Annotated in this window: 23 protein-coding genes; 12 read left to right on the top strand and 11 right to left on the bottom strand. The window is 60.4% G+C overall.

Features of this window, described 5'->3' with window-relative positions; translation table 11 throughout:
* Positions 1–55 precede the first annotated feature (55 nt).
* Positions 56–1,369 carry an ATP-binding protein gene (locus J3P95_RS24075; RefSeq protein ID WP_434559290.1) on the top strand — a complete coding sequence of 438 codons (1,314 nt, stop codon included), beginning with the start codon at positions 56–58 and terminating at the stop codon, positions 1,367–1,369.
* A gap of 77 nt (positions 1,370–1,446) precedes the next feature.
* Here J3P95_RS24075 and rimK read toward each other — a convergent pair whose 3' ends face one another.
* A complete protein-coding gene (rimK, locus tag J3P95_RS24070) occupies positions 1,447–2,352 on the bottom strand; it encodes a 30S ribosomal protein S6--L-glutamate ligase (RefSeq protein WP_003196697.1) in 906 nt (301 codons plus the stop codon).
* A complete protein-coding gene (locus J3P95_RS24065) occupies positions 2,349–2,813 on the bottom strand; it encodes an ATP-dependent zinc protease family protein (RefSeq protein ID WP_186612649.1) in 465 nt (154 codons plus the stop codon). The genes rimK and J3P95_RS24065 overlap by 4 nt, the downstream gene beginning before the upstream one ends.
* A gap of 252 nt (positions 2,814–3,065) precedes the next feature.
* On the opposite strand from J3P95_RS24065, the gene J3P95_RS24060 reads away from it, so the two are divergent.
* The 8 genes from J3P95_RS24060 (at position 3,066) to J3P95_RS24025 (ending at position 11,898) form a co-directional block, all read left to right on the top strand.
* A complete protein-coding gene (locus J3P95_RS24060; RefSeq protein ID WP_434579465.1) occupies positions 3,066–3,470 on the top strand; it encodes an RNA-binding S4 domain-containing protein in 405 nt (134 codons plus the stop codon).
* A 240-nt stretch (positions 3,471–3,710) separates the two neighbouring features.
* Entirely contained in the window at positions 3,711–4,613 is a 903-nt protein-coding gene (gene hslO, locus J3P95_RS24055) for an Hsp33 family molecular chaperone HslO (RefSeq protein WP_434559288.1), read from the top strand.
* A 178-nt stretch (positions 4,614–4,791) separates the two neighbouring features.
* A complete protein-coding gene (locus J3P95_RS24050) occupies positions 4,792–6,336 on the top strand; it encodes a phosphoenolpyruvate carboxykinase (protein WP_434559286.1) in 1,545 nt (514 codons plus the stop codon).
* A 209-nt stretch (positions 6,337–6,545) separates the two neighbouring features.
* Positions 6,546–7,745 carry a colicin E3/pyocin S6 family cytotoxin gene (locus J3P95_RS24045; protein ID WP_434579467.1) on the top strand — a complete coding sequence of 400 codons (1,200 nt, stop codon included), beginning with the start codon at positions 6,546–6,548 and terminating at the stop codon, positions 7,743–7,745.
* Positions 7,742–7,969: a pyocin S6 family toxin immunity protein gene (locus tag J3P95_RS24040; RefSeq protein ID WP_434559282.1), complete on the top strand. Its 228-nt coding sequence runs from the start codon at positions 7,742–7,744 to the stop codon at positions 7,967–7,969. The genes J3P95_RS24045 and J3P95_RS24040 overlap by 4 nt, the downstream gene beginning before the upstream one ends.
* Before the next feature lie 197 nt (positions 7,970–8,166).
* Positions 8,167–10,095, top strand: coding sequence for a RecQ family ATP-dependent DNA helicase (locus tag J3P95_RS24035; protein ID WP_434559280.1), 1,929 nt, complete (start codon positions 8,167–8,169; stop codon positions 10,093–10,095).
* Positions 10,096–10,202: 107 nt separating this feature from the next.
* Positions 10,203–11,429, top strand: coding sequence for a 3-hydroxyacyl-CoA dehydrogenase NAD-binding domain-containing protein (locus J3P95_RS24030; RefSeq protein ID WP_434579468.1), 1,227 nt, complete (start codon positions 10,203–10,205; stop codon positions 11,427–11,429).
* Between the two features lie 49 nt (positions 11,430–11,478).
* Positions 11,479–11,898, top strand: coding sequence for an acyl-CoA thioesterase (locus tag J3P95_RS24025; protein ID WP_434559276.1), 420 nt, complete (start codon positions 11,479–11,481; stop codon positions 11,896–11,898).
* Between the two features lie 84 nt (positions 11,899–11,982).
* Here J3P95_RS24025 and J3P95_RS24020 read toward each other — a convergent pair whose 3' ends face one another.
* The 4 genes from J3P95_RS24020 to J3P95_RS24005 form a co-directional block, all read right to left on the bottom strand.
* Positions 11,983–12,465 (bottom strand): glycine zipper domain-containing protein, encoded by a 483-nt coding sequence (locus J3P95_RS24020; RefSeq protein WP_305497521.1) that lies wholly within the window; start codon positions 12,463–12,465, stop codon positions 11,983–11,985.
* 247 nt (positions 12,466–12,712) lie between these two features.
* Positions 12,713–15,061: an FdhF/YdeP family oxidoreductase gene (locus J3P95_RS24015; protein ID WP_434579469.1), complete on the bottom strand. Its 2,349-nt coding sequence runs from the start codon at positions 15,059–15,061 to the stop codon at positions 12,713–12,715.
* Complete coding sequence (fdhD, locus tag J3P95_RS24010; protein ID WP_434559272.1) at positions 15,058–15,897, bottom strand: formate dehydrogenase accessory sulfurtransferase FdhD; 840 nt, start codon at positions 15,895–15,897, stop codon at positions 15,058–15,060. Before fdhD ends, J3P95_RS24015 begins: the two co-directional genes overlap by 4 nt.
* A gap of 93 nt (positions 15,898–15,990) precedes the next feature.
* Positions 15,991–16,878, bottom strand: a complete 888-nt coding sequence (locus J3P95_RS24005; protein ID WP_434559270.1) for a LysR family transcriptional regulator — start codon at positions 16,876–16,878, stop codon at positions 15,991–15,993.
* Positions 16,879–17,014: 136 nt separating this feature from the next.
* Between J3P95_RS24005 and lysM the strand changes: the two genes are divergently transcribed.
* Positions 17,015–17,455: a peptidoglycan-binding protein LysM gene (gene lysM / locus J3P95_RS24000; RefSeq protein ID WP_186612607.1), complete on the top strand. Its 441-nt coding sequence runs from the start codon at positions 17,015–17,017 to the stop codon at positions 17,453–17,455.
* Between the two features lie 47 nt (positions 17,456–17,502).
* On the opposite strand, the gene yrfG is transcribed toward lysM, so the two are convergent.
* Positions 17,503–18,165, bottom strand: coding sequence for a GMP/IMP nucleotidase (gene yrfG / locus J3P95_RS23995; protein ID WP_434579470.1), 663 nt, complete (start codon positions 18,163–18,165; stop codon positions 17,503–17,505).
* An 88-nt stretch (positions 18,166–18,253) separates the two neighbouring features.
* Between yrfG and nudE the strand changes: the two genes are divergently transcribed.
* Positions 18,254–18,820 (top strand): ADP compounds hydrolase NudE, encoded by a 567-nt coding sequence (nudE, locus tag J3P95_RS23990; protein WP_434579471.1) that lies wholly within the window; start codon positions 18,254–18,256, stop codon positions 18,818–18,820.
* Positions 18,817–19,644, top strand: a complete 828-nt coding sequence (gene cysQ, locus J3P95_RS23985; RefSeq protein ID WP_434579472.1) for a 3'(2'),5'-bisphosphate nucleotidase CysQ — start codon at positions 18,817–18,819, stop codon at positions 19,642–19,644. Before nudE ends, cysQ begins: the two co-directional genes overlap by 4 nt.
* Positions 19,645–19,775: 131 nt before the next feature.
* Here cysQ and J3P95_RS23980 read toward each other — a convergent pair whose 3' ends face one another.
* The 4 genes from J3P95_RS23980 to rfbC form a co-directional block, all read right to left on the bottom strand.
* Entirely contained in the window at positions 19,776–20,231 is a 456-nt protein-coding gene (locus tag J3P95_RS23980) for a YiiD C-terminal domain-containing protein (RefSeq protein WP_434579473.1), read from the bottom strand.
* 36 nt (positions 20,232–20,267) lie between these two features.
* The gene (locus J3P95_RS23975; protein ID WP_434579474.1) at positions 20,268–21,659 is read right to left on the bottom strand and encodes a sigma-54-dependent transcriptional regulator; all 1,392 of its coding nucleotides are present in this window, start codon (positions 21,657–21,659) and stop codon (positions 20,268–20,270) included.
* On the bottom strand, positions 21,656–23,464 hold the full coding sequence (locus J3P95_RS23970) for a sensor histidine kinase (RefSeq protein ID WP_434559260.1): 1,809 nt from the start codon (positions 23,462–23,464) through the stop codon (positions 21,656–21,658). The genes J3P95_RS23975 and J3P95_RS23970 overlap by 4 nt, the downstream gene beginning before the upstream one ends.
* Positions 23,465–23,525: 61 nt before the next feature.
* Positions 23,526–24,074: a dTDP-4-dehydrorhamnose 3,5-epimerase gene (gene rfbC / locus J3P95_RS23965; protein ID WP_434579475.1), complete on the bottom strand. Its 549-nt coding sequence runs from the start codon at positions 24,072–24,074 to the stop codon at positions 23,526–23,528.
* Positions 24,075–24,187 lie beyond the last annotated feature (113 nt).

Genomic DNA, 24,187 nt, shown 5'->3' with positions numbered 1-24,187 from the left:
CGATCCGTCATTGTGCGAGCATCGCTCGCTCCTGCAAGTATGTAGCGGTTATTTCATGAAAACCCCCGTGTGGTTCCCCCAGAGTTTCTTCTCTCGCACCCTCTGGCTGGTGCTGATCGTCGTGCTTTTTTCCAAGGCGCTGACGTTGGTTTATCTATTGATGAACGAGGACGTGCTGGTGGATCGCCAATACAGTCACGGCGTTGCCTTGACCTTGCGCGCCTACTGGGCGGCCGACGAAACCAATCGAGCGAAGATCGCAGAAGCGGCAACGTTGATCCGGGTCGTCGGTGCCGGCGTGCCGGAAGGGGAGCAGCACTGGCCGTACAGCGAGATCTATCAACGCCAGATGCAGGACGAGCTGGGCGCCGATACCGAAGTGCGACTGCGCATGCACTCACCGCCGGCCTTGTGGGTCCGTGCCCCGAGCCTGGGGGACGGTTGGCTGAAAGTGCCGCTGTACCCTCATCCATTGCGCGGCCAGAAAATCTGGAACGTGCTTGGCTGGTTCCTCGCAATCGGCCTGTTATCAACCGCTTCGGCGTGGATCTTCGTCAGCCAGCTCAACCAGCCGTTGAAGCGCCTGGTCTACGCCGCCCGTCAACTGGGCCAGGGTCGAAGCGTACGGTTGCCGGTCAGCGATACGCCCAGCGAGATGACCGAGGTCTACCGCGCCTTCAACCAGATGGCGGAGGATGTCGAACAGGCAGGGCGCGAGCGCGAGCTGATGCTCGCCGGTGTTTCCCACGACTTGCGCACGCCCTTGACCCGGTTACGGCTGTCACTGGAGCTGATGGGCGAGCATACCGACCTGACCGATGAAATGGTCCGCGATATCGAAGACATGGATGCGATTCTCGACCAATTCCTGGCGTTTATTCGCGACGGTCGCGATGAGTCGGTGGAGGAAGTGGACCTCAGTGATTTGGTACGGGAGGTGGCCGCGCCCTATAACCAGAACGAGGAAAAAGTCCACTTGCGCCTGGAACCGATCCAGCCGTTCCCGCTACGCCGCGTGTCGATGAAACGGTTGCTGAACAACCTGATTGGCAACGCCCTGAATCACGCCGGTACGGGTGTGGAAGTCGCTGCTTATGTTTCTGGCGACACCAGCGCGCCTTACGTGGTGCTGAGCGTCATGGATCGAGGCGCCGGCATTGATCCGTCCGAATTGGAAGCCATTTTCAATCCGTTCACCCGCGGCGACCGCGCCCGGGGAGGGAAGGGTACCGGCCTGGGCCTGGCTATCGTAAAGCGCATTGCTTCGATGCATGGCGGCAACGTGGAGTTGCGCAACCGCGTCGGCGGCGGGCTGGAGGCTCGGGTGCGCTTGCCGTTGGGGTTGATGTTGCCCAGGGATGCGGTATAGAGGCAGCTATGAGTTATAAGCTGCAAGCTGCAAGTTAAAGCGGTTCAGCATGCAGCTTGCGGCTCATAGCTGTTTCTTTAACCTTTTCCCTTGGTCCGGGTCATGTTCGGCCCGCCGTTCTTTTCCAGATGCTCGATGATGATCCCCGCCACGTTCTTGCTAGTGGTGGTCTCGATCCCTTCCAGTCCCGGCGAGGAGTTGACTTCCATCACCAGCGGCCCGTGATTGGAACGCAGGATGTCCACGCCCGCCACGGCCAGGCCCATGACTTTTGCTGCGCGCAGGGCGGTCATGCGTTCTTCCGGGGTAATCTTGATCAGGCTCGCGCTGCCGCCGCGATGCAGGTTGGAGCGAAACTCGCCTGGCTTGGCCTGGCGTTTCATCGAGGCGATGACCTTGTCACCGACCACGAAGCAGCGAATGTCCGCGCCACCGGCTTCCTTGATGTATTCCTGGACCATGATGTTCTGCTTGAGGCCCATGAACGCCTCGATCACCGATTCCGCCGCCGTCGCGGTCTCACAGAGGACCACGCCGATGCCCTGTGTGCCCTCCAACACCTTGATAACCAGCGGCGCGCCGTTGACCATCGCGATCAGGTCAGGAATGTCGTCGGGAGAGTGGGCAAAGCCGGTCACGGGCAAACCGATACCGCGCCGAGACAGCAATTGCAGAGAGCGCAGCTTGTCTCGGGAGCGGGCAATCGCGACGGACTCATTGAGGGGAAACACGCCCATCATTTCGAACTGGCGCAATACCGCGCAACCATAGAACGTCACGGATGCGCCGATGCGTGGAATCACCGCATCGAAGCCTTCCAGCGGTTTGCCGCGATAATGGATCTGCGGCTTGTGGCTGGCAATGTTCATGTAGGCGCGCAGGGTATCGATCACCACCATTTCATGGCCACGTTCGGTCCCGGCCTCAACCAGGCGACGAGTGGAATACAGACGCGGATTTCGCGACAGCACAGCGATCTTCATGCAACACCTGTGGCAGAGGTAGTGGACGCCGGGAACGCCGGCTTGTCTTGAACGTATTTGATGCCTGGATTGACCACCAACTGGCCGTCGATCAAGGCCTTGGAACCCAGCAACAGGCGATATCGCATGGATTTGCGGCAGGCCAGGGTGAACTCGACCCGCCAGAACCGATCGCCCAGCGCCAACGTGGTGCTGATCACGTAGCGGACCTGGGCGTGGCCGTTGGAACTCTTGATGGTCTTGCGGGCCACCAGTGGCGCTTCGCAGCGACGATGGCGCAACTGCACCACCGTCCCGAGGTGCGCGGTGAAACGCACCCATTTTTCACCGTCGCGCTCGAAGGGCTCGATATCGGTGGCGTGCAGGCTGGAAGTGCTGGCGCCAGTGTCGATTTTCGCCCGCAAGCCAGCGACTCCCAGATCTGGGAGCGCCACCCATTCGCGCAGACCGACGACGGTCAGATGGTCAAAAGTCTTCAATAAAAACAACCTGCAATCGGCACATCGGCTCGTGGACCCGCGAATCGCGGTATTCACGCAGAATAATCACAAAATGGCGACAGTTATCTACACACATGTTTGCGCTTGTAACCGATACCGACCCCGGCCAAGCGCGTGGGCGGTTCGGCGGGCATTCTATCTGTCTGATCGGATTCGTGCGCCCGACAAAAACGGTAGTACAGTTCTGGCTATTGGTTGAAAAGAGGAATGGCAGTGGCACAAAAAAACGAAGAGGACGACAAGGTTCGTCTCGATAAATGGCTGTGGGCGGCGCGATTCTATAAGACCCGTGCACTGGCCAAGGCGGCCATCGAAAGCGGTAAGGTTCATCATCGGGGCGAGCGTTGCAAGCCTGGCAAAGAGCCACGCATCGGTGATGAATTTGTCATCCGTACCGGGTTCGATGAGAAGACCGTGGTGGTCGAGGCCCTGTCGATCGTACGTCGCGGCGCGCCAGAAGCGCAGGCGCTGTATCGGGAAACCGAAGCCAGTATCGCCAAGCGCGAAGCAGCGGCAGCGCAACGCAAGGCCGGCGCCTTGGGTGTAAGTACCGATGGCAAACCGAGCAAGAAACAGCGTCGGGACTTGTTCAAGTTTCATGGCAGCAATAGCGAATAAGGCATCTGCCACACCGGTAACCCGTGGCGAGGGAGCTTGCTCCCGCTCGGTTGCGCAGCGACCGTAAGATTTTGGGGCCGCTGCGCAGCCCAGCGGGAGCAAGCTCCCTCGCCACAACAGCACTGCAAATGTGGATGGGCAGTCCTTCCCGTCAGGCAAACCCAAGCCTTGCTTGGAACCCACCCCGAATGCCCATAAAATGACCGCCATCACTTGTCATCACTTCAGATACCAGACCTTATGACTGATCTACCGGACACCGACTACACCCAGCGTTTCATTTTCGACGACAGCGACGCCCGTGGCGAGCTGGTCGCGTTGGAGCGTAGCTATGCCGAAGTCCTCGCCAAGCACCCCTATCCGGAGCCGGTCGCGCAAATGCTCGGCGAACTGATGGCGGCGGCGGCGTTGCTGGTGGGTACCTTGAAGTTCGATGGCTTGCTGATTCTCCAGGCCCGTTCCGAAGGCCCGGTGCCGCTGTTGATGATCGAATGCTCCAGCGAGCGCCAGATTCGTGGCCTGGCCCGTTATCACGCCGAGCAGATCGCCCCCGACGCGACGCTGGCCGACATGATGCCCAACGGCGTGCTGGCCCTGACGGTCGACCCGACCCAAGGCCAGCGCTACCAAGGCATCGTCGACCTCGACGGGGCGACGTTGGCCGAGTGCTTCACCAACTATTTCGTCATGTCCCAACAGACCAACACCCGTTTCTGGCTCTACGCCGACGGCCGGCGCGCCCGTGGTCTGCTGCTGCAGCAGCTGCCCGCCGACCGCATCCGGGATCCGGAAGATCGCGATGCCAGCTGGCAGCACGTTACCGCTCTGGCCAGCACCTTGAGCGCCGATGAATTGCTGGGCCTGGACAACGAAACCATCCTCCATCGCCTCTACCACGAAGAGCAGGTACGCCTGTTCGACGGCCAGCCGTTGCGCTTCGAATGTAGTTGCTCTCGTGAACGTTCCGCTAATGCGCTGGTCAGTCTGGGTCTGGAAGATGCGCAGCAGCTGGTGATCGAGCATGGCGGGGCCATCGAAGTCGATTGCCAGTTTTGCAATGAGCGCTACCTGTTCGACGCGGCGGACATTACGCAATTGTTCGCTGGGGCGGGTGTCGACACACCGTCAGATACTCGTCACTAAAACGGTTCAGCGCAGGTAAATCTCCTAGCAAACGCCGGTTTTACGCCGTACTGACCGGAGGGCCCTACTTTTTTTGGGCTTTTCTGGCATAATCCGGCCCACTTTTTTCGGGTAGTAGTGCGCGACTTCCTACTACAAAACGTTTGGAGCACTCGGCCACGGGCCGACGGGGAATCTCATGACGCAAGCCAATAACGCCGTGTATACCGATCTGAGTGTCGATGATCTGGTCAAAGAAGCCCTGAATCGCGGTGAAGGCGAGCTTGCCGATACTGGCGCACTGGTTGTTCGTACCGGTCATCGTACCGGTCGTTCGCCGGTTGACCGTTTCATCGTGGAAGAGCCGACCACCCAGGACGCCATTGCCTGGGGCCCGATCAACCGCAAGTTCCCGGCCGACAAGTTCGATGCCCTGTGGAACCGTGTCGAAGCTTACCTGGGTGAGCGCGAGCGTTTTGTCTCCCACGTGCATGTAGGGTCCGATCCTGCGCACTACCTGCCGGTCAAGATGACCACCGAGACGGCCTGGCACAACCTGTTCGGCCGTTGCCTGTTCATCAACCCCGAGCAATACAACGCCGGCGGCAAGGACGAGTGGCAGATCCTCAACGCACCGGACTTCGTCTGCGAGCCTGAGCGTGACGGCACCAATTCCGATGGCACCGTGATCATCAATTTCGCGGCCAAGAAAGTGCTGATCGCCGGCATGCGCTACGCCGGTGAAATGAAGAAAGCCCTGTTCTCCGTGCAAAACTTCCTGCTGCCCGCTGTTGACGTGCTGCCAATGCACTGCGCCGCGAACATGGGCGAAGACGGCGACGTGACCCTGTTCTTCGGCCTGTCCGGCACCGGCAAGACCACCCTGTCGGCAGACGAAAGCCGTTACCTAATCGGCGATGACGAACACGGCTGGGGCGTGGGTGTGGTCTTCAACATCGAAGGCGGCTGCTATGCAAAGTGCATCGACTTGTCCGAGAAGAACGAGCCGGTCATCTGGAAAGCCATCCAGCACGGCGCCGTCCTGGAAAACGTGGTCCTGGACCCGGTCACCAAGAAAGCCGACTACGCCGACGACAGCCTGACCCAGAACAGCCGCGCTGCCTACCCGCGTGAGCTGATCGAAAAACGCGCACCGAAAAACCTCGGCGGCGAGCCAAATGCCGTGATCTTCCTGACCTGCGACCTGACCGGCGTATTGCCACCGGTGTCGATCCTCAGCGAAGAGCAAGCCGCCTACCACTTCCTGTCCGGCTACACCGCACTGGTGGGTTCGACCGAAATGGGTTCGGGCAGCGGCATCAAGTCGACTTTCTCCACCTGCTTCGGCGCGCCATTCTTCCCGCGTCCAGCCGGTGAATACGCTGAGCTGCTGATCAAGCGCATCCGTGGTTTCGGCTCCAAGGTCTACCTGGTCAACACCGGTTGGACCGGCGGCGGCTACGGCGTCGGCAAGCGTTTTAACATCCCGACCACCCGTGCGGTGATCGCGGCGATCCAGAGCGGCGCGCTGATCGGTGCTGAAACCGAACACCTGGACATCATCAACCTGGACGTGCCGCTGGCTGTTCCAGGCGTCGAGACTGGCTTGTTGAACCCACGCAACACCTGGGCCGACAAATCCGCCTATGACGAAGCGGCCAAGGCATTGGCCGGTCTGTTCATCGAGAACTTCAAGAAGTTCGAAGTGAGCGACGCGATCAAGGCGGCGGGTCCGCAGTTGTAAGATTTGCTTCGAAAATGAGAAAGCCGCCCTTCAGGGCGGCTTTTTTTTGGGCGGCTATTTTTTCATTCCCTGCATATCCCATCGTTGCGCCTGGATTGCTCTGAAAATAAAGAAAGCTCTTACGACAGTCTCGGAACCGTCCGGCAAGCGCTCCTTGAGGCGCGCGGTAAGGTTTGCCGCGCCTTTTAAGGTAACGGCAAGGTCGAAGGATGACGAGAGCAAAAAAAGACGTTCCACAGGTCTGGGAATATCAGGGCGGCGACTGGCGCTACAAGGTGGCGCGGGACATGACCTTTGACGAGTTGGCGAAGAGGGACGCCGATCAGAAGGCCCTTGAGGACATGCTCGCCAGGCAAGAGGCCTACATGAACGAGCGTCTGGCTCGGACACGGGAAAAAGAACCCGTGGTCATGAGGGGTTGTGTATTCGCCAAGTCCTGCGAACTGCCTGCCGCGATCATCAACTACCACAATCTTACCGGCTACATCCCGACGGAAATGCTGAGCGCTTATGGCGCGTTCACATTGTTAGGTGGTCGTGAGGTTAACGAGTCAGGCTGCGCACCGTTGAAGACAATCAGCGGAGCGTTACCGGCGAGTATCGGCACGTTGGCGCTGGGCGGGACGGCGCTGGCCTCGCTGGGTGCTGGCGCGGCGGTCACTGCACCCGTGGTGGCGGGCGCGCTGGTGGGGCTGGTAGGGCTGCTGATGCCCTCGAATCTGGCTGACGGTTCGCTATACACCGAAGAGCAACTGCGCTCCCTTGAACAGGCGCGCACTCGGGTTCGGCTACATGTCGAGGCCCAGGCCGACGGGACGCTTAAAGGGTATGGCTACAACACCCAGTCAAGGCGTGACTGGGAGATGATCCCGGTGGTGACGTTCCAGACTCGTGGCGAGCAGCAAGTGGCTGACTTTGGCGATGGGGTCGAGTTGATCTGGACGCCGGCAGTGGATCCCGCTTCCACGTTAGGCATCCCGGCGCTGGAGGCTGCACCACAGGCACCGCGCATCTGGATATTCCCGCCGACGCCCATGGCGGACAGCATCATTGTCAACCCGATTTATCCGCCGGAGTTCAAGGATTTCATTCTTGTGTTTCCGTTGGGGTCGGGGGTTTCGCCGTTATATATCGTGTACGGCGTTGCTGACCACAAATATCACCCGACTCCGAAAGGCGTACTTCCTGCTTTTCCTGACCTTGTTCGCGGTCGGGCTAAAACTCCCGTACAAGGAGGTGGAGGGTTACGTCCACGTTGGCACGACCGCAAAGGAAATATTTATGAATGGGACCGTCAGCATGGCGCCCTTGAAAAGTACAATCCACGTGGCAAACATTTAGGCGAGTTTAATCACATCACGGGCGAACAGACCAAAAAAGCGATTAAGACAAGGGAGGTTGAACCATGAGCTTTGCTGTATTGGGATTTTATCCAGGCAAGGAAGAATTGGTATTTGAGCAGAGCATCAACCTGTCAGTAGAGGACTTGGCCCCCGTGATGGACTGGACCAATAACGTCGAACATATCGGCGCTGATTTCAGGCTTTCTACGAAACAAATTCTTGAAATCGAGCGCTTGGCGTCGCTGGCTTTACCCGAAGATCTTGATCTGTACCTAACATCATGCGAATAACCTTCAATGGCACACGTTAACGAGCGAAAGGAGCTAAGACGAAAGGTCAGTTCGCCCGGATTTGTATCGCCTTATGGTCAAGCCAGAGGCAACCAGGCTGTATCATCCGGTATTGTTTTTTGACCTGACCTTTTCTCGACTCGCTGCGCTGCCCGGCTAGGCTTTGGGCATCACAGCAGTCAAAGGAGCGACCGCTTATGCACAGCACCCTGGAACAGGTTTTCGGTTATCCACAGTTTCGTCCCGGTCAGGAAGCCGCCATCGGTGCGATCCTTGCCGGTCGGTCGGCAGCGGCGATTTTCCCCACCGGCTCGGGCAAGTCCCTGTGCTATCAGTTGCCGGCCTTGTTGTTGCCACATCTGACGGTGGTGGTCTCGCCGCTGTTGGCGCTGATGCAGGATCAATTGGCGTTCCTGCAGCGTCACGGCATCGCGGCGGCCAGTATCGATTCGGCCCAGAGTCGTGATGAAGCCAACGACGCGATGGCGCGAGTGCGCTCGGGTGAGTTGAAGGTCCTGATGGTTTCTGTGGAGCGACTGAAGAACGAGCGCTTTCGCAATTTCCTGCAGCAGGTGCCGATTTCACTGCTGGTGATCGACGAGGCGCATTGCATCTCCGAATGGGGGCACAACTTCCGCCCGGACTATCTCAAGCTTCCCGATTACCAGCATCAGTTCAATATTCCCCAGGTACTGCTGCTAACGGCCACCGCGACCCCGAAGGTCATCGCCGACATGCAGGCGAAGTTCTCCATCGCCGCCGCCGATGTGGTGACGACAGGTTTCTACCGTCCCAACCTCAACTTGCTGGTCGAACCCGTGCGTGGCGTGGACAAGCGTCAGCGGCTGGTGCAGTGGCTGGGCGAGCGGGCCGGGCAGGCGAGCATCGTCTACGTCACCTTGCAGCGCACCGCCGAGCAGATCGCCGAGCACCTCAGTCATCACGGCATCGAGGCCGAGGCCTATCACGCCGGGCTGCCTCATGAGCAGCGCGAAGCCATCCAACGGCGTTTCATGGGCGGACAGTCCAATTGCATCGTCGCGACTATCGCGTTCGGCATGGGCATCGACAAAAGCGATATTCGCAACGTGGTGCATTTCGACCTGCCCAAATCCATCGAGAACTACAGCCAGGAAATCGGTCGGGCGGGGCGGGACGGACAGCCGTCCGATTGCCTGGTGTTGGCCAACCGGGACAGCCTCAACATCCTGGAAAACTTCGTGTACGGCGATACCCCTGAACTGGCAGGCATTCGCTGCGTGCTCGACGAGCTGAAAGCCGCTGCCGGCGACGGGCAATGGGAGTTCTTGCTCGGGCCGTTGGCGGACAAGAGCAACATCCGGCAACTGCCGCTCAAGACGCTGCTGGTCCAGCTCGAACTGCGGCGGCTGATCGCGCCGCGCTATGCCTATTACGCAGAGTATCGCTTCAAATTCCTCACCGAGCCGCAGCTCCTGCTGGAACGTTTCGAAGGTGAGCGAAAGGATTTCGTCGCGGCCATCATCCAGACCTCCAGCCGCGCGCGGACCTGGGCAACGGTGAATTTCGATGGGATGTACCAGCAATATCGCGCCGAGCGTAGTCGTGTGGTAAAGGCGCTGGATTTTTTTCACGAGAAGGGCTGGATCGAGCTGGAAAGCAAGCAGATGACCGAGGTCTACAACGTCCTGGAAGCGAACTTCGACTCTCAGGATTTAAGCCTCGAGCTGCATGCTGATTTCACCCGGCATGAGGAAGCTGAAATTGCCCGGGTTCACGCCATGCTCGAGCTGTTTGCCACGGACCGCTGCCTTGGTTATCGATTGGCGCAGTATTTTGGCGATGAAAATGCGCCGTCGCAGTGTGGGCACTGTTCGGTGTGTCACGGGCATGTCGCTTGTCTGCCGGAACCACCACCGCTGCCGGCGCTTGTGGATAAAAACTTCGATGACTTGTGTGGCGATTTTATCCACAAGCATGAGCAAGTCATCGGCAGTTTACCGACCGCCGAGCGGCTGACCCGCTTCCTGTGCGGAATCAGCGTACCGCTGTTCACCAAACTGAAGGCGCGGACGATCCGTGGATATGCCGCATTGGAGGAGTATCCCTACGCGCAGGTGCGTCATCGGAGCCAGGCTCACTTGTAAGCTGCATCCATCTGCTGAATGCCCTTCATCACACGAATAAATTTCAAAAATAGTGAGTGGCTGACTATGGTGATGGCTGTCTTTGGATCGCCAACAAGAGAGCAAACATGAGCCAGACATCCTTCGATATCCAGCGCGCCGCCGTGGTCGGTGCAGGCACCATGGGGCGCGGCATTGTGATGTGCCTGGCCAATGCCGGCGTTGCGGTGCAGTGGGTCGATAACGATCCGCAGATGCTCGAACAAGCGCTGGCTGCGGTGGCCGACACCTATGCTCATAACGTACGCCAAGGCCGTATCGACCAGGGCGAAGCCGACGCCCGGACCGCCCGGATCACGCGAGCAGACAACTATACGGCGATCCGCAACGTGGACCTGGTCATCGAGGCGGTCTACGAGAACCTGCCGCTCAAGCAGAAGATCTTTCGCGAGTTGGACGGCTTGCTCAAGCCTGAAGCTATTCTGGCGAGCAACACCTCGGCGCTCGACATCGATGCGATTGCCGCCGCCACACGCAGGCCGACCCAGGTGCTGGGCCTGCATTTCTTCAGCCCGGCGCACATCATGAAACTGCTTGAGATCGTTCGTGGCGCGCAAACTTCCAGGGCGGTGCTGGACGCCGCGCTGGCGTTGGGCAAACGCATGGGCAAAGTGAGTGTTGTATCGGGCAATTGCCATGGGTTCATCGGCAACCGCATGCTCCGCCCGTATGTGCTTGAGGCGCGCAAGATGCTGCTGGAGGGAGCTTTCCCCTATCAGGTCGATGCGGCGCTACAAGGCTTTGGCTTCGCCATGGGGCCGTTTCGCATGTACGACGTGGTCGGGATCGATCTGGAGTGGCGCGCCCGCGAGCTGGCGGGGCAGGGACAGGATGCGCCCGAGGTGCAAGTGGACAATCGCCTGTGCGAGTTGGGCCGGTTCGGCCAGAAAAGTGGCAACGGGTATTACCATTACGAACCGGGTAGCCGGCATGCTGAGCATGATGTCGAGGTCGACGCGCTGGTACAGCGGGTCAGCGAAGAGCTGCGCTTTCAGCGGCGCGAAATAGGCCCTGAGGAAATTCTCGAGCGCTGCTTGCTGGCGCTGGTCAACGAAGGCGCGAAGATTCTCCAAGAGGGCATTGCCGAGTCTTCCCATGACATCGACCTGGTCTACCTCAACGGCTACGGTTTTCCGGCAGACAAGGGAGGCCCAATGGCTTGGGCCGACCACCAAGGGCTTAGGGACATCCACGCGCGCTTGCTGGAGCTCGAGACAAAGCAGGGCGACCAATGGAAGCCTGCTCGCTTGATCGGCGAACTGGCGACGCAAGGCAAGGGCTTCTCCCAGCGGTAGCCCTGGGTCCGGCACCCAGCCCCAAAACAGATAACCCTAAGGACACGTGATGCCCCAACGCAGCGAGTATCTGCACTTCCAGCCCGTGACCACCCGCTGGCACGACAACGACGTGTACGGCCATATCAACAATGTTACTTACTACAGCTTTTTCGATACGGCGGTGAATACCTATCTGGTCGAGACCGGCAGCTTGGATATTCATGAGGGAGACGTGGTGGGTTTCGTCGTGAGTTCGGCGTGCGATTACTTTGCGTCAATCGCTTTCCCAGATCGGATTGAAATTGGCCTGCGCGTCGGAAAACTGGGCAACAGCTCCGTGCAATACGAGCTTGCGGTGTTCAAGGTGGGAGAGGATGAAGCCTGTGCGGCGGGGCGCTTCGTGCATGTATTCGTGGACCGGGCATCTAACCGGCCCGTGGCGATCCCGGATCGGCTACGCCGGGCTTTGGAACCCTTGGTGGCCTGAAACGAAAATCGCAGCCTCCGGACGTTCTCTGACGAGAGCGGCCGAAGGCTGCGATCTTTTTAACGATCTGGATTAAACCAACCGTCAGTCATCGTGATAGCGATGTTTGTGCTTGTGCTTGCGATGCCCATAGGCATGGCCACGGCCCGGGTGGCCATCACGGTAGTAGCGACGATCACCACGACGACCTTCATAACGATCATCATCGTCGTCCTTGCCCATGTAGTTACCCAGCGCGCCACCGGCGCCACCGCCCGCTGCGGCACCGATCAGGCTACCTGTGCTGCCGCCCACGCTACGGCCGACCACGTTACCGCCGGCTGCGCCCAGCGCGCCGCCGATTGCCGCTTCGCCGCGGCTACGTTTGTCTGCGCCGACTGCGCTACCGCCCGCGCCGCCCAGGGCCGCGCCGATAGTGGAACCGGTGTTGCCGCCCAGGGACTGGCCGACGACCGAACCCAAAACCCCGCCCAATGCGCCGCCTACACCTGCTTCGGCGGTACCGCCGGCAGATGCGACGCCACTGATCAGGCCAAGGGACAACAAGAGAATGGAGGAGAACTTCATAGAGGAGCCTCAAAGGGATGACGGCGCGATCCTGAGGCTGGCTTCGCTTGGTTACAATCGAAATCCGACGAGTAACACGACTTGTGCACAATTCGCTAAGTTATTGTTTTCAGTATGGAACTTAAGGTGTTTTTGCCGGTCTTTAGCTACTTCGGACAGGCCGTTTTCTTTAGGAAACGGCCTTTTTTGTGGGCGTTTGAAAAATACGAACGTGGCGAGGAAGCAAGCTCCCTCGCACAAGATCATGTCAGGCTGACTTGGCCATGATCAACCCGCTCTCGCTCGCTGCTTCCAGGCGGATCGCCACGAACTTCGAGGTTGGGGTGTGGCTGCCGTCGCCGGTGCTTTCCAGCGGCACCAAGGGATTCACTTCGGGATAATAGGCAGCGGCTTGTCCGGCCGGGATATCGAAGGCCAGCAACGTGAAGCCCTTGACGCGCCGCTCACGCCCATCCTCCCAGAGCGAGATGATGTCTGCTTTCTGCCCCGGCTTGAAGCCCAGGCGGATGATGTCCGCTTCGTTGACGAACAGCACATCACGTTGGCCCTTTACGCCGCGATAACGGTCATCGAGTCCATAGATGGTCGTGTTGTACTGATCGTGCGAGCGCATGGATTGCAGGATCAGGTCCGGCACTTTGCCCGTGGCGTGGGTGCGCTCATGAATCAGATCGGTCGGCAACCGGTTAGGCTTGAAATTGGCGCGGCCCGATGCGGTATTCCAGCGACGGGCGCCAGCGCTGTTGCCCAGATAAAAGCCGCCAGGGTTCTTGAGTTTTTCGTTGAAGTCCTTGAAGCCGGGAATGGTCTCGGCGATCAAGTCGCGAACACGGCTGTAATCGGCCACGAGCCAGTTCCAATCCACCGGACGGCTGCCCAGCGTGGCAGCGGCGATACCGGCAACGATCCACGGCTCGGAGCGCATCTGGTTCGACAGCGGCTGCAATTGACCATTCGAGGCGTGGACCATGCTGAAGGAGTCTTCCACGGTCACCGCTTGCGGGCCTTCTGCTTGCACGTCGATGTCGGTACGGCCCAGGCACGGCAGGATCAGTGCTTCTTTCCCATGGGCCAGGTGGCTGCGGTTGAGCTTGGTGCTGATCTGGACGGTCAGGTCGCAGTTGCCCAAAGCTTTGAAGGTCCGATGGCTGTCTGGCGTAGCCTGGGCGAAGTTGCCGCCCAGAGCGATAAACACTTTTGCCCGGCCCTCGGCCATGGCGTGGATCGACTCGACCACGTTGTGGCCGTTTTCACGCGGCACCTTGAACTGGAAGCGCCGCTCCAGCGCGTCGAGGAATGCAACGGGCGGGCGCTCGTTGATGCCCATGGTCCGGTCGCCCTGCACGTTACTATGGCCACGCACTGGGCAGAGTCCCGCGCCTGGCTTGCCGATGTTGCCGCGCAGCATCATCAGGTTGGCGATTTCCTGGATGGTTGCCACCGAATGGCGGTGTTGGGTGATGCCCATCGCCCAGCACATGATCACATTGCTGGCCTTGGCGTACATACGGGCTGCCTGCTCAACCTCGGCCAGGGTCAGGCCGGATTGCTCGACGATCTGCTCCCACGAGGTGTCATCGACCACCGCCAGGTATTCCAGCGTGTTGGCGCTGTGCTCATTGAGAAATGCATGATCGAACACCGCGGGAGCGCCGTTGTTCTGGGCTTCACGTTCCCATTGCAGCAAGAATTTTGCCATGCCGCGCAGTATTGCCATATCGCCACCCAAGGCCGGACGGAAATAGGCAGTGTTGGTCGGTTTGTCGCCGTTGGTGAGCATTTCCAGCGGATGTTGCGGATGCTGGAAGCGCTCCAGGCCACGCTCCTTGAGCGGGTTGATACACACCACCTGCGCACCGCGCTTCACTGCTTCGCGCAGCGGTTCAAGCATCCGCGGGTGGTTGGTGCCGGGGTTCTGGCCCCAGACGAAAATCGCATCGGCGTGCTCGAAATCGTCAAAAGTGACCGTGCCTTTGCCCACGCCGACGCTTTGGGACAGTGCCACGCCGCTGGCTTCATGGCACATGTTCGAGCAGTCTGGGAAATTGTTGGTGCCATAGGCGCGCACGAACAGCTGGTACAAATAGGCCGCTTCATTGCTGGCCCGGCCCGAGGTATAAAACTCGGCCTGGTTCGGGCTGGACAGTCCTTGCAGGTGTTTGCCGATCAAGGCAAATGCCGCCTCCCAACTGATGGGCTTGTAGCGGTCGGTTTCGGCGTCGTAGCTCATCGGCTCGGTCAGGCGGCCTTGGTACTCAAGCCAGTAGTCGCTCTGCTCCAGCAACGAGGTCACGCTGTGCTTGGCAAAGAACGCACCGTCGACGCGACGCTTGGTCGCCTCCCAGTTCACGGCCTTGGCGCCGTTCTCACAGAACTTGACCATGCCACTTTCCGGCGAGTCGCCCCAGGCGCAGCCCGGGCAGTCGAACCCGCCGTTCTGGTTGGTCTTGAGCATCATGCGAATATTCTTCAGCGCGTTATCGCTGGTCAGCCAGGCCTGGGCAACGCTGATCAGCGCCCCCCAACCACCGGCCGGGCCCTTGTAAGGCTTGTAGCGCGGTGTGGGTTTCTGGTCGGCTTGTTGATGATTGCTCACGCTTGTTTCTCCATCGCAGGGCTGTAGACCCGCGGCGCACTTTTTTGCGGCAGGTGGATGAGGTTGAGGTTGTGTTGGCGAGCCCACTGCACGGCGAGGCCGGTGGGCGACGACAGGCTGACCAGTGTCTGGACGCCCGCGCGTAATACTTTTTGAATCAGTTCGAGGCTGCAACGGCTGGTGACAATCGCCAGACCGCCGGCCACCGGGATCTGTTGTCGGACCAAGGCCCCGATCAGTTTGTCGAGGGCGTTGTGCCGGCCAATGTCTTCACGGCCCAGCAGCAACTCGCCTCGGGCGTTCATGAACAATGCTGCGTGTACCGCGCCGCAATGCTGCCCCAAGGGCTGGAACTGGCTGATGCGCTGTCGCAGGCCATCGAGCCATTGCGCCGGTGGCAGCGATGCGCCGGGCAGCTTCTTGAGGTCTGGCAGCGCCTGCTCCACGGCTTCGACGCCGCATAATCCGCAGCCGCTGGTGCCGGCCAGTTGGCGGCGTTGCTGCTTGAGGTTCCAGAACGCGCGATTGGCGATGGTTACCTGGGCATAGTGCGCGGAACCTGCACCGCTCAGTTGCAGGTCATAGATATCGGCCGGGTCTTCGATGATGCCGCTGCCGAGGCTGAAACCGACGATAAAGTCTTCAAGATCAGTGGGCGTGACCAACATCACCGCTTGGCTGATGCCGTTATAGGCGATCGCCAACGCCACTTCCTCGGCCAGCGCGGTGCTGTCCGATTGAGAGTGGTCCAGGTTGCAGTAGCGATAGCTCTGGCTGGCGGCTGGCGTGGAGGGTTCCACAGCAGGCACTGGACAGACCGGAGGCTTGTCGTTCATGGGCATCACTGAAAGTGAGAATAGTGCTAAGACTAAATGCGGCAATCTGCCACGTCTAATTGCTATTACTGATCTTCCAATAGATGACGTCGATCAAGAGATGGTCGTTGATTTCTGATAGAGGGCGAAACAAGCCTCCGCCAAGGCCGAACGTGGAGCGCCGCGCCGCATGATCAGCCCCAGCGGGACCAGGGTCTGGGCGCTTTCGATAGGCTGGATCCGCAGATCTTCGGTGAGGACGTTCAGTCCGCTCTCCAACGGCACCACGGCGCAGCACAGTCCACCATGCACAGCTTGTAACAATTGATGCACCGCGTCGGTTTGCAGCAGCGGTTGGGGGGCTAGGCCTCGACTGTGGAAACTGTGGTCGATGGATTGGCGGAAATGCATGCCGCTGGTAAGCATGCCCAGGGGCAGCTCCACCAGCGCTTCCCAAGTCAGCGGCTCTTCACCAAAAAAGAAAAAGCGTTGGTCATACAGCAGGCCCATGCGGGTATGGGCAAAGGGCAGGGCTTCGAAACGATCGTTGTCCAGGCGTTCCAGGTAGGAAATACCCAAGTCGATGCGGTTGTTCGCCAGCTGTTCGAGGATGCGTTCGGAACTCAAGGACGATAATTCGAAACGCAGGCTGGGGTGGTCGGTGTGCAGGCGCTGCATCATCGCCAGCGGGTCGAAGTCCGACAGTGGCACCACGCCCAGGCGCAGCGTACCCACCAGGTTGCCACGGCACGCCGCCGCTTCGGCCTGCAGCCCGTCATAAGCCGCCAACACCGTGCGTGCCCAGGCCAGCACCCGCTCCCCCGGTGCGGTGAAGCCCTCGAAGCGCTGGCCGCGGTTGACCAGCGGCAGGCCGAGCTCTTCTTCCAGGCTGCGCAGGCGCATCGACAAGGTGGGTTGGGTGATGTGGCAACGAGCGGCGGCTTGGCCGAAGTGGCGGGTTTCTTCGAGCGCGATGAGAAATTTCAGCTGCTTGATGTCCATCTTCGCTCCTGGGCGCGGGAAGATTCTGATTCTAGCGCCTTGGAGGTGGCGAGGTCATTGGTCGGTTGGAGAATGGGCTCGGTTGGCTTGGTCTAGTCTTATCCGTCTGGACATTTAAACCCAAGGAGCGTGCGCCATGAGTATTTTTAGCTTTGTGAAGGAAGCGGGAGAAAAGCTTATCGACCTGCTGACTCCCGGCAATGCCAATGCCAGCGAGCAGTTGAAGGAACACATCAGCAAGGTCGGGCTGGGCAATCCGAATGTGCAAGCGACGATAGACGGCGACAAAGTCACCCTGACCGGTGAAGTCGGAAGCCAGGAGGAGAAAGAAAAGATCCTGTTAGCCGCGGGCAACATCGCCGGTGTCGGCAGCGTGGATGACCAGATCACCGTGACTGGGCCGGTGGCAAAGGCCGCGCGTTTCGTGACGGTGAAAAAAGGTGACACGCTCAGCGCCATATCCAAGGCCGAGTATGGTGACGCGAACCAGTACAACAAGATTTTCGAAGCCAACAAACCGATGTTGTCGCATCCAGACAAGATCTACCCCGGGCAGTCACTGCGTATCCCTGAGTAACCCGTACCTCCGTGGCGAGGGAGTAAGTCCCTCGCCAAAGGCTTGCACTAGAGCCCTTGGATCAGCGTCCGATAATCCGTTACCGCGTCGAACTCCGCCGTATCCTTCGGCCCCTTGCGGCTGTCCGGCTCGCTGACCGCCAGCAGGTGCGCCACGCCGAAGTCCCGGGCGCTGCGCAGCACCGGCAGGGTATCGTCGATAAACAGGCTGCGGGCCGGGTCGAAACTCAGGTCGGCTTGCAGCGCGTCCCAGAACTGCGGGCTCTCCTTCGGGAAACCGTAGTCGTGGGAGCTGATCAAGCGCTCGAAGTAGGGTGCCAGTTCGATGCGTTCCAGCTTCAGCGACAGCGAATCCCGATGGGCATTGGTAATCATCACGACCCGTTTGCCTGCGCGCTGGATGGCCGCGAGAAATGTATCAGCGTCTTGGCGCAGGGCAATCAAGTGGGCGGTTTCAAGTTTCAATTCACGCACCGGCAGCTTCAGTTCGGCGCTCCAGAAATCCAGGCAGTACCACTGCAACTGGCCGGCGTTGCGCTCGAACAGCGGCTGTAACTCCATCTCGGCCATCGCCCGGCTGACCCCATGCAGCTCGGCATAACGCTGGGGCAGGTGCTCCAGCCAGAAGTGGTTGTCGTAATGCAGGTCCAGCAGGGTGCCGTCCATGTCCAGCAGAACCGTATCGATCTCATGCCAAGGCAACAAGGCCATAAAACTTCTCCAGCGGTAAGCAGATATCCGACACAAACAATCAGAATAGGCCGGGTATAGTAGCCCGCTATCGCCCAGGGAGCCGTTCATGCGCCAGAAACCCACCATACTCGACCGACGGATCGTCGCCACCAGCCGCCTGTTTTGCGTGGAAGAACTGAAACTGCGCTTTTCCAACGGTGTGGAACGCACCTACGAACGCCTGGCGGGCAAGGGCGCAGGCTACGGCGCGGTGATGATCGTCGCGATGCTCGATGCCGACCATGCCGTGCTGGTGGAAGAATACTGCGGTGGCACCGATGCCTACGAGCTCTCGCTGCCCAAGGGGCTGATCGAGCCGGGTGAAGATGTACTGGCGGCGGCCGAGCGCGAGCTCAAGGAAGAGGCCGGTTTTGGCGCGCGTCAACTGGAGCACCTGACCGAACTGTCGTTGTCTCCCGGCTACATGAGCCAAAAGATCCAAGTGGTGCTGGCGACCGACCTGTATGAAGAGCGGTTGGAGGGCGACGAGCCCGAACCGATGCGTGTGGACAAGGTCAATCTGGGCGAATTGTCGGCCCTGGCCCAGAATCCTCAATTCACCGAAGGCCGAGCGCTGGCGGCGTTGTACCTGGCGCGTGACCTGCTGGCCCAGCGCGGAGCCTACCTGCCATGAATTTCCCTCATCCCCTGATGGCGCCCGTCATCGAGCTGGCGCTTGAAGCCGGTGCGGCGATCCTGCCGTTCTGGCGGGCCAACGTAGAAGTTGCGCACAAGGCTGACGAATCACCAGTGACCGCTGCGGATATGGCTGCCCACGATGTCATCGTGGCTGGGCTGACCGCGCTGGCACCGGATATTCCGATCCTCTCGGAGGAAGACGCCGATATAGCCCAAAGCGTGCGCGCCGAATGGAAACGCTGGTGGTTGGTGGACCCTCTGGATGGAACCAAGGAGTTCATTTCCGGCAGTGAGGAATTCACCGTCAACATCGCGTTGATCGAGGACGGTCGCGTGGTGTTCGGCGTGGTCTCGATGCCCACCGATGGCCGCTTTTATGTTGGCGGAGCGGGACTGGGCGCCTGGCGTGCCGACAAGGGCGCCGAGCCTTCGCCTATCTCAGCACGGCACGCGATGGCGCCCGGTGACGTGTTTACCCTAGTCGCCAGCCGTCGCCACACCAGCCCCGAGCAGGAGCGCCTGGTGAGCGGGTTAAGCGAAAGCCTGGGACCCTTGCAGTTGACCAATATTGGCAGTTCATTGAAGTTCTGCCTGCTGGCCGAGGGCGCGGCTGATTGCTATCCGCGGTTGGCGCCAACGTCCCAATGGGACACCGCCGCCGCCCAGGGTGTATTGGAGGGCGCGGGTGGCGAAGTGTTGGACCTGCAGGGTCAACCGTTCCGCTATCCGGCACGGGAGTCGTTGTTGAATACGTCTTTCCTGGCGCTGCCGGCGAAAGCGGCGTGGCGTGGAAAGTTGTTGGAACTTGCTCGTTCTTAAACCCTGATCTTTGGCCAGGAAGCTTTTGTGGCGAGGGAGCTTGCTCCCGCTCGGCTGCGCAGCAGACGCTTTGGGGCCGCTTCGCTGCCCAGCGGGAGCAAGCTCCCTCGCCACAGGGGCTGTTGCGCCAATTAACGGTGCAACACGTACTGCCCCTCGAATTGCACCGCCACCTTTTCGCTGCCTACATTTATCACTTGCGTCTGCAACGCCAGCCTTGCCCGGCCGTAACGCCGATAGGTGGCCAGGAAGCGTTTCCAGGTTTTTTCATCCGGTGCGTCACAAATGACAGTCGCATCGCCGGTGACGGGCAGCGGATAAGTGATCTGCCCTTCCTGAATCACGATGTGTCCATCCTCGATGCCTTCCTCGCGCAAGGCCAGGTGCAGCCAGCCCCAGCCGCCAAGTACCGCGCCGCAATACAGGCTGCCGCCGAACATGGTGCTTTTATGATTGACGTTGGCCGCAAGCGGCAGGAACAGGCGCAGTTGTCGCGCTTGCCAATCGAGCACTCTCAGGCCCATGTCCTGGGTCAACGGGATGTCCCGGTGCAGGGTCGTTTCCAGGTAACGGCTGTCGCGGTTCATGCAGGCCCTCTTGTTTGAAGGTGAGTTGGCGGGCGCTCAATCGGACTCATCGGCCGAGCCAGGGTTGCTGTCGCCAAACGTAAGCCCGTGCTTGCGCAGTTTGTCGTGCAAGGTCTTGCGCGGAATGCCCAGCGCTTCGGCGAGGCTGCGTACCGAGCCGTGGGGGCGGGCCAACTCGGCGGCAATCAGGGTCTTTTCGAAATTCTCCACCTGCTCGCTCAGGCCGCCGCTGATGATTTCCACCGGCGCGCCGGGGCCAGTGTCGGGTGCGCTATTGTCCAGGGCCAGTTCCAAGCCCAGGGCGAAGCGTTCGGCGGCGTTCTGCAATTCGCGGACATTGCCCGGCCAGCCATGGCGCAACAGCAGCGCACGGTGGGCCGGCAGCAGTTCGTGGGGCGGCAGGCCGTGGCGCGCGCTGGCCTCATCAGCGAAATGCTGGAACAGCATCAGTACGTCCTCACCCCGTTCGCGCAGCGGTGGGATGCGCAGTGGCGCGACGTTCAGGCGGTAATACAAGTCGGCGCGAAAACGGCCCTGATCGGCGGCCTGGCGCAGGTCTTCCTTGGTGGCGGCGATGATGCGGATGTCCAGCGGGATCTGCTGATTGCCGCCCAGGCGCTCCACTACGCGTTCCTGCAGCAGGCGAAGCAGCTTGACCTGTACATCCAGGCTCATGCTTTCGATTTCATCGAGGAACAATGTGCCGCCGTTGGCGAACTCGAATTTGCCGATACGGCGCTTCTGCGCGCCAGTGAAGGCGCCGGGTTCATGGCCGAACAATTCGCTTTCCACCACTGACTCAGCCAACGCGCCGGCATTGATGGCCACGAACGGCCCGTTACGCCGGCCAGACAGGTCATGCAGTGCACGGGCGACCACTTCCTTGCCGGCCCCGGTTTCGCCGAGGATCAGCACGTCGGCGCGGGTCGCCGCCAAGGCGCCGATCTGCTCGCGCAGGCGCAACATGGGGGCCGATTGTCCGACCAGCCGGGCGCTGAGTTCATGACGGTCACTGAGGGCCAGGCGCAGGCTGCGGTTATCCAGGACCAGGCGCCGCAAGGCCAGGGCCCGGCGTACGCTATCGAGCAACTGGTCACTGGCGAAGGGTTTTTCGAGGAAGTCGTACGCCCCGGCGCGCATCGCCTGGACCGCCAGCGGCACATCGCCGTGACCGGTGATCAGCAGCACCGGCAACTCCGGATCCTGGCTATGCAATTGGCCCAGCAGTTCGAGGCCGTCCATGCCCGGCATGCGTATATCGCTGACCACCACGCCGAGCCAATCGCGGGGCAGTTGCCCGGCCAGGCCGTTGGCCTCGCCCAAGGGCAGGATCTTCAGTCCAGCCAGGTCGAGGGTCTGGCTCAGGGCCTGACGCAGATGGGGATCGTCGTCGATCAGCACCACCTCAATCTGGTTATCGATGGTCATACACTACGGTCCTCGGACGGTTGCAGGCTCACCCCGGGCGCACCGGCGCGCAGCTTCAGGGTAATCAGGGCGCCGCCTTCCTTGTGATTGGCGAACAACAGTTCTCCGCCGAAGGCACGCATCAGGGTGTCGCAGATCGCCAGCCCGAGGCCAAGCCCTTGGGTGCGCGTCTTGGTGGTGTAGAACGGCTCGCCGGCGCGGCCAAGGGCCTCCATGCAAAACCCCGGGCCATTATCGCGGATGTACAGGTTGACGCCGGTTTCCGTCGCCTGGGCACTGAGCCACAGTTTACGCGGTGGACCCTTTTCGGTCAGGGCGTCAAGGGCGTTGGCCAGCAAGTTACCGAGCACCTGGCGCAGGCGCGTTTCGCCGGCCTCCACCCACAAAGCAGCCGCCGGCAAGTCGCGTATCAGCTCCACTTCCATGCTGCGCCGACGTTTGGCGAGCAGTGCGAGGGCATCGTCGAGCGCCGGTTGGAGTGCGACGCTTTCCGGGGCGTGTCGGTCCCGGCGGGCGAAGGCGCGCAGGTGGGCGATGATCGAGGCCATGCGCCCGGTCAGTTCGTTGATCAGCTTGAGGTTGCCCCGAGCGTCTTCGGTGCGCTGGTGATCGAGCAGTATCTCGGCGTTTTCGGCATAACTTCGAATCGCCGCCAGCGGCTGGTTGAGTTCGTGGCTGATGCTGGCCGACATGGTGCCCAGGGCTGACAACTTGCCGGCCTGTACCAGATCATCCTGGGCGCGGACCAATTCCTGTTGGGCGTGCTCGCGCTCCAGCACTTCCTGTTTCAGGCGACGGTTGAGTCCCTCCAGGTCGCTGGTACGTTCCGCGACCCGGCCCTCCAGTTCGTGTCGAGCCTTGGCCTCGAAGGCGATCCGGTCCAGATAATGCCGCCGGCGTTGCATCATCAACCCGAGCAACAGCATCAACACCAGCAGCGCTGCACCGCCGATGGCCACCACCGTGCGTACTGGCCGGTCGATCAGCGTGCGCGGAGCGAGGATGCTCACGTTCCAGCCTGTCTCTTCGATGACCTGGGTCTGGGGCAGCCAGGCACCGCTGTCCAGATGGAGCGGTTTGGGGTCCCGTGTCGGGTAAGGCTGCACCGCACTGATTGCCTTGCTTTCTTGCTCGCTCAAGGGGCGAGTTGCGCGAAATCTCCATTCCTGGCGCGAGGTCAGGATCACGACGCCGTTGTGGTCGGTAACCAACAACTGCTCTGGGGTCTTGCCCCAGAGGCTTTCGGTGTGGTCGAGGTCAACCTTGACCACCAATACGCCGATGACTTTTTCGCGATCGCGTACCGCGGCGGCGAAAAAATAACCGCGCTTGCCTGACGTGGTGCCCAGGCCGAAGAAGCGCCCCAGGCGCCCGGCCATGGCTTCGATGTAGTAGGGGCGGAAGGCGAAATTGCGTCCGACGAAACTGTCGTGCTTGTCCCAGTTCGATGCCGCCAGGGTCTTGCCAGAGGCGTCCATCAGGTACATGACTTCGGCGCCGGTCTGGGCGCTGATGTTTTTCAGCAACCGGTTGGCATTGCCCTGGGTCACCCCATCGTCCGGCGCCGACAGGGCCGCGCGCAGGGCCGGCAGCTCGCCGAGAATCTGCGGCAGCACTTCATAGCGGTGCAGGGTCCCGAGGAGGTTGGCCACGTAGAGGTCGAGAGTCTGGCGGTTTTGTCCAGCCAGTTCGCTGCGGTAATAACGCTCGGCCAAATGCTCAAGCGGCCATAGCAATGGCGCCAGGCACAGCGCAAGCAGGGCCAGGCTGCGCCAACGAGGTCTGCGGGGAAGGGTGGAATTCATGAGCATCGGGCGCCTGTGGTGACAAGCGCATTATGCCTAGGACACACCTCAACGTCTTCGATCAGGCGAAGACTTCTGCCTGCTGGAGGGTTGCAGCAGCCAGATCCTTGCCTGACAGTTGTGGCTTGATATCACCCAGTTGCCAGTCGATATTCAATGCGGGGTCGTTCCAAAGCAAGCTGCGTTCGGACGCCGGGTCATAGTAGTTGGTCGTCTTGTACAGGAACTCCGCGAATTCACTCAAGACCACGAAGCCATGGGCGAACCCTGGCGGCACCCAAAGCTGACGGTGGTTATCGGCGCTGAGGCGCACGGCGACCCATTTGCCGAAGTTCGGCGAGCTGCGGCGGATATCCACTGCCACGTCGAGCACTTCTCCGGCAGTGACACGCACCAGCTTGCCTTGGGTGTTTTGCAACTGATAATGCAGGCCACGCAACACGCCCTTTTGCGAGCGAGAGTGATTATCCTGCACGAACTGCGTTTCGATGCCGGTTGCGTCCTTGAAGGCCTTGGCGTTGAAGCTTTCATAAAAAAAACCGCGTTCGTCACCAAAGACCTTGGGTTCGATGACCAGGACATCGGGCAGCTCGGTGGCGATTACATTCATTGCGTGTCTCCAGAAGAAAGTATAGATGCGACCATTCTTGCCCAAAGCAGCGGGCGGCGCGAGCCCTGAGGTCAGAAGAAGGGGTTGCTAATCCCTTGGCTCAATGGCGTGAT

This window comes from Pseudomonas sp. Z5-35 (assembly GCF_051131945.1).
In the GTDB taxonomy this organism is placed as follows: Bacteria; Pseudomonadota; Gammaproteobacteria; order Pseudomonadales; family Pseudomonadaceae; genus Aquipseudomonas; species Aquipseudomonas marvdashtae.
Note: the sequence above shows the minus strand (reverse complement) of the source record. Positions and strands in the feature narration are given on the sequence as shown.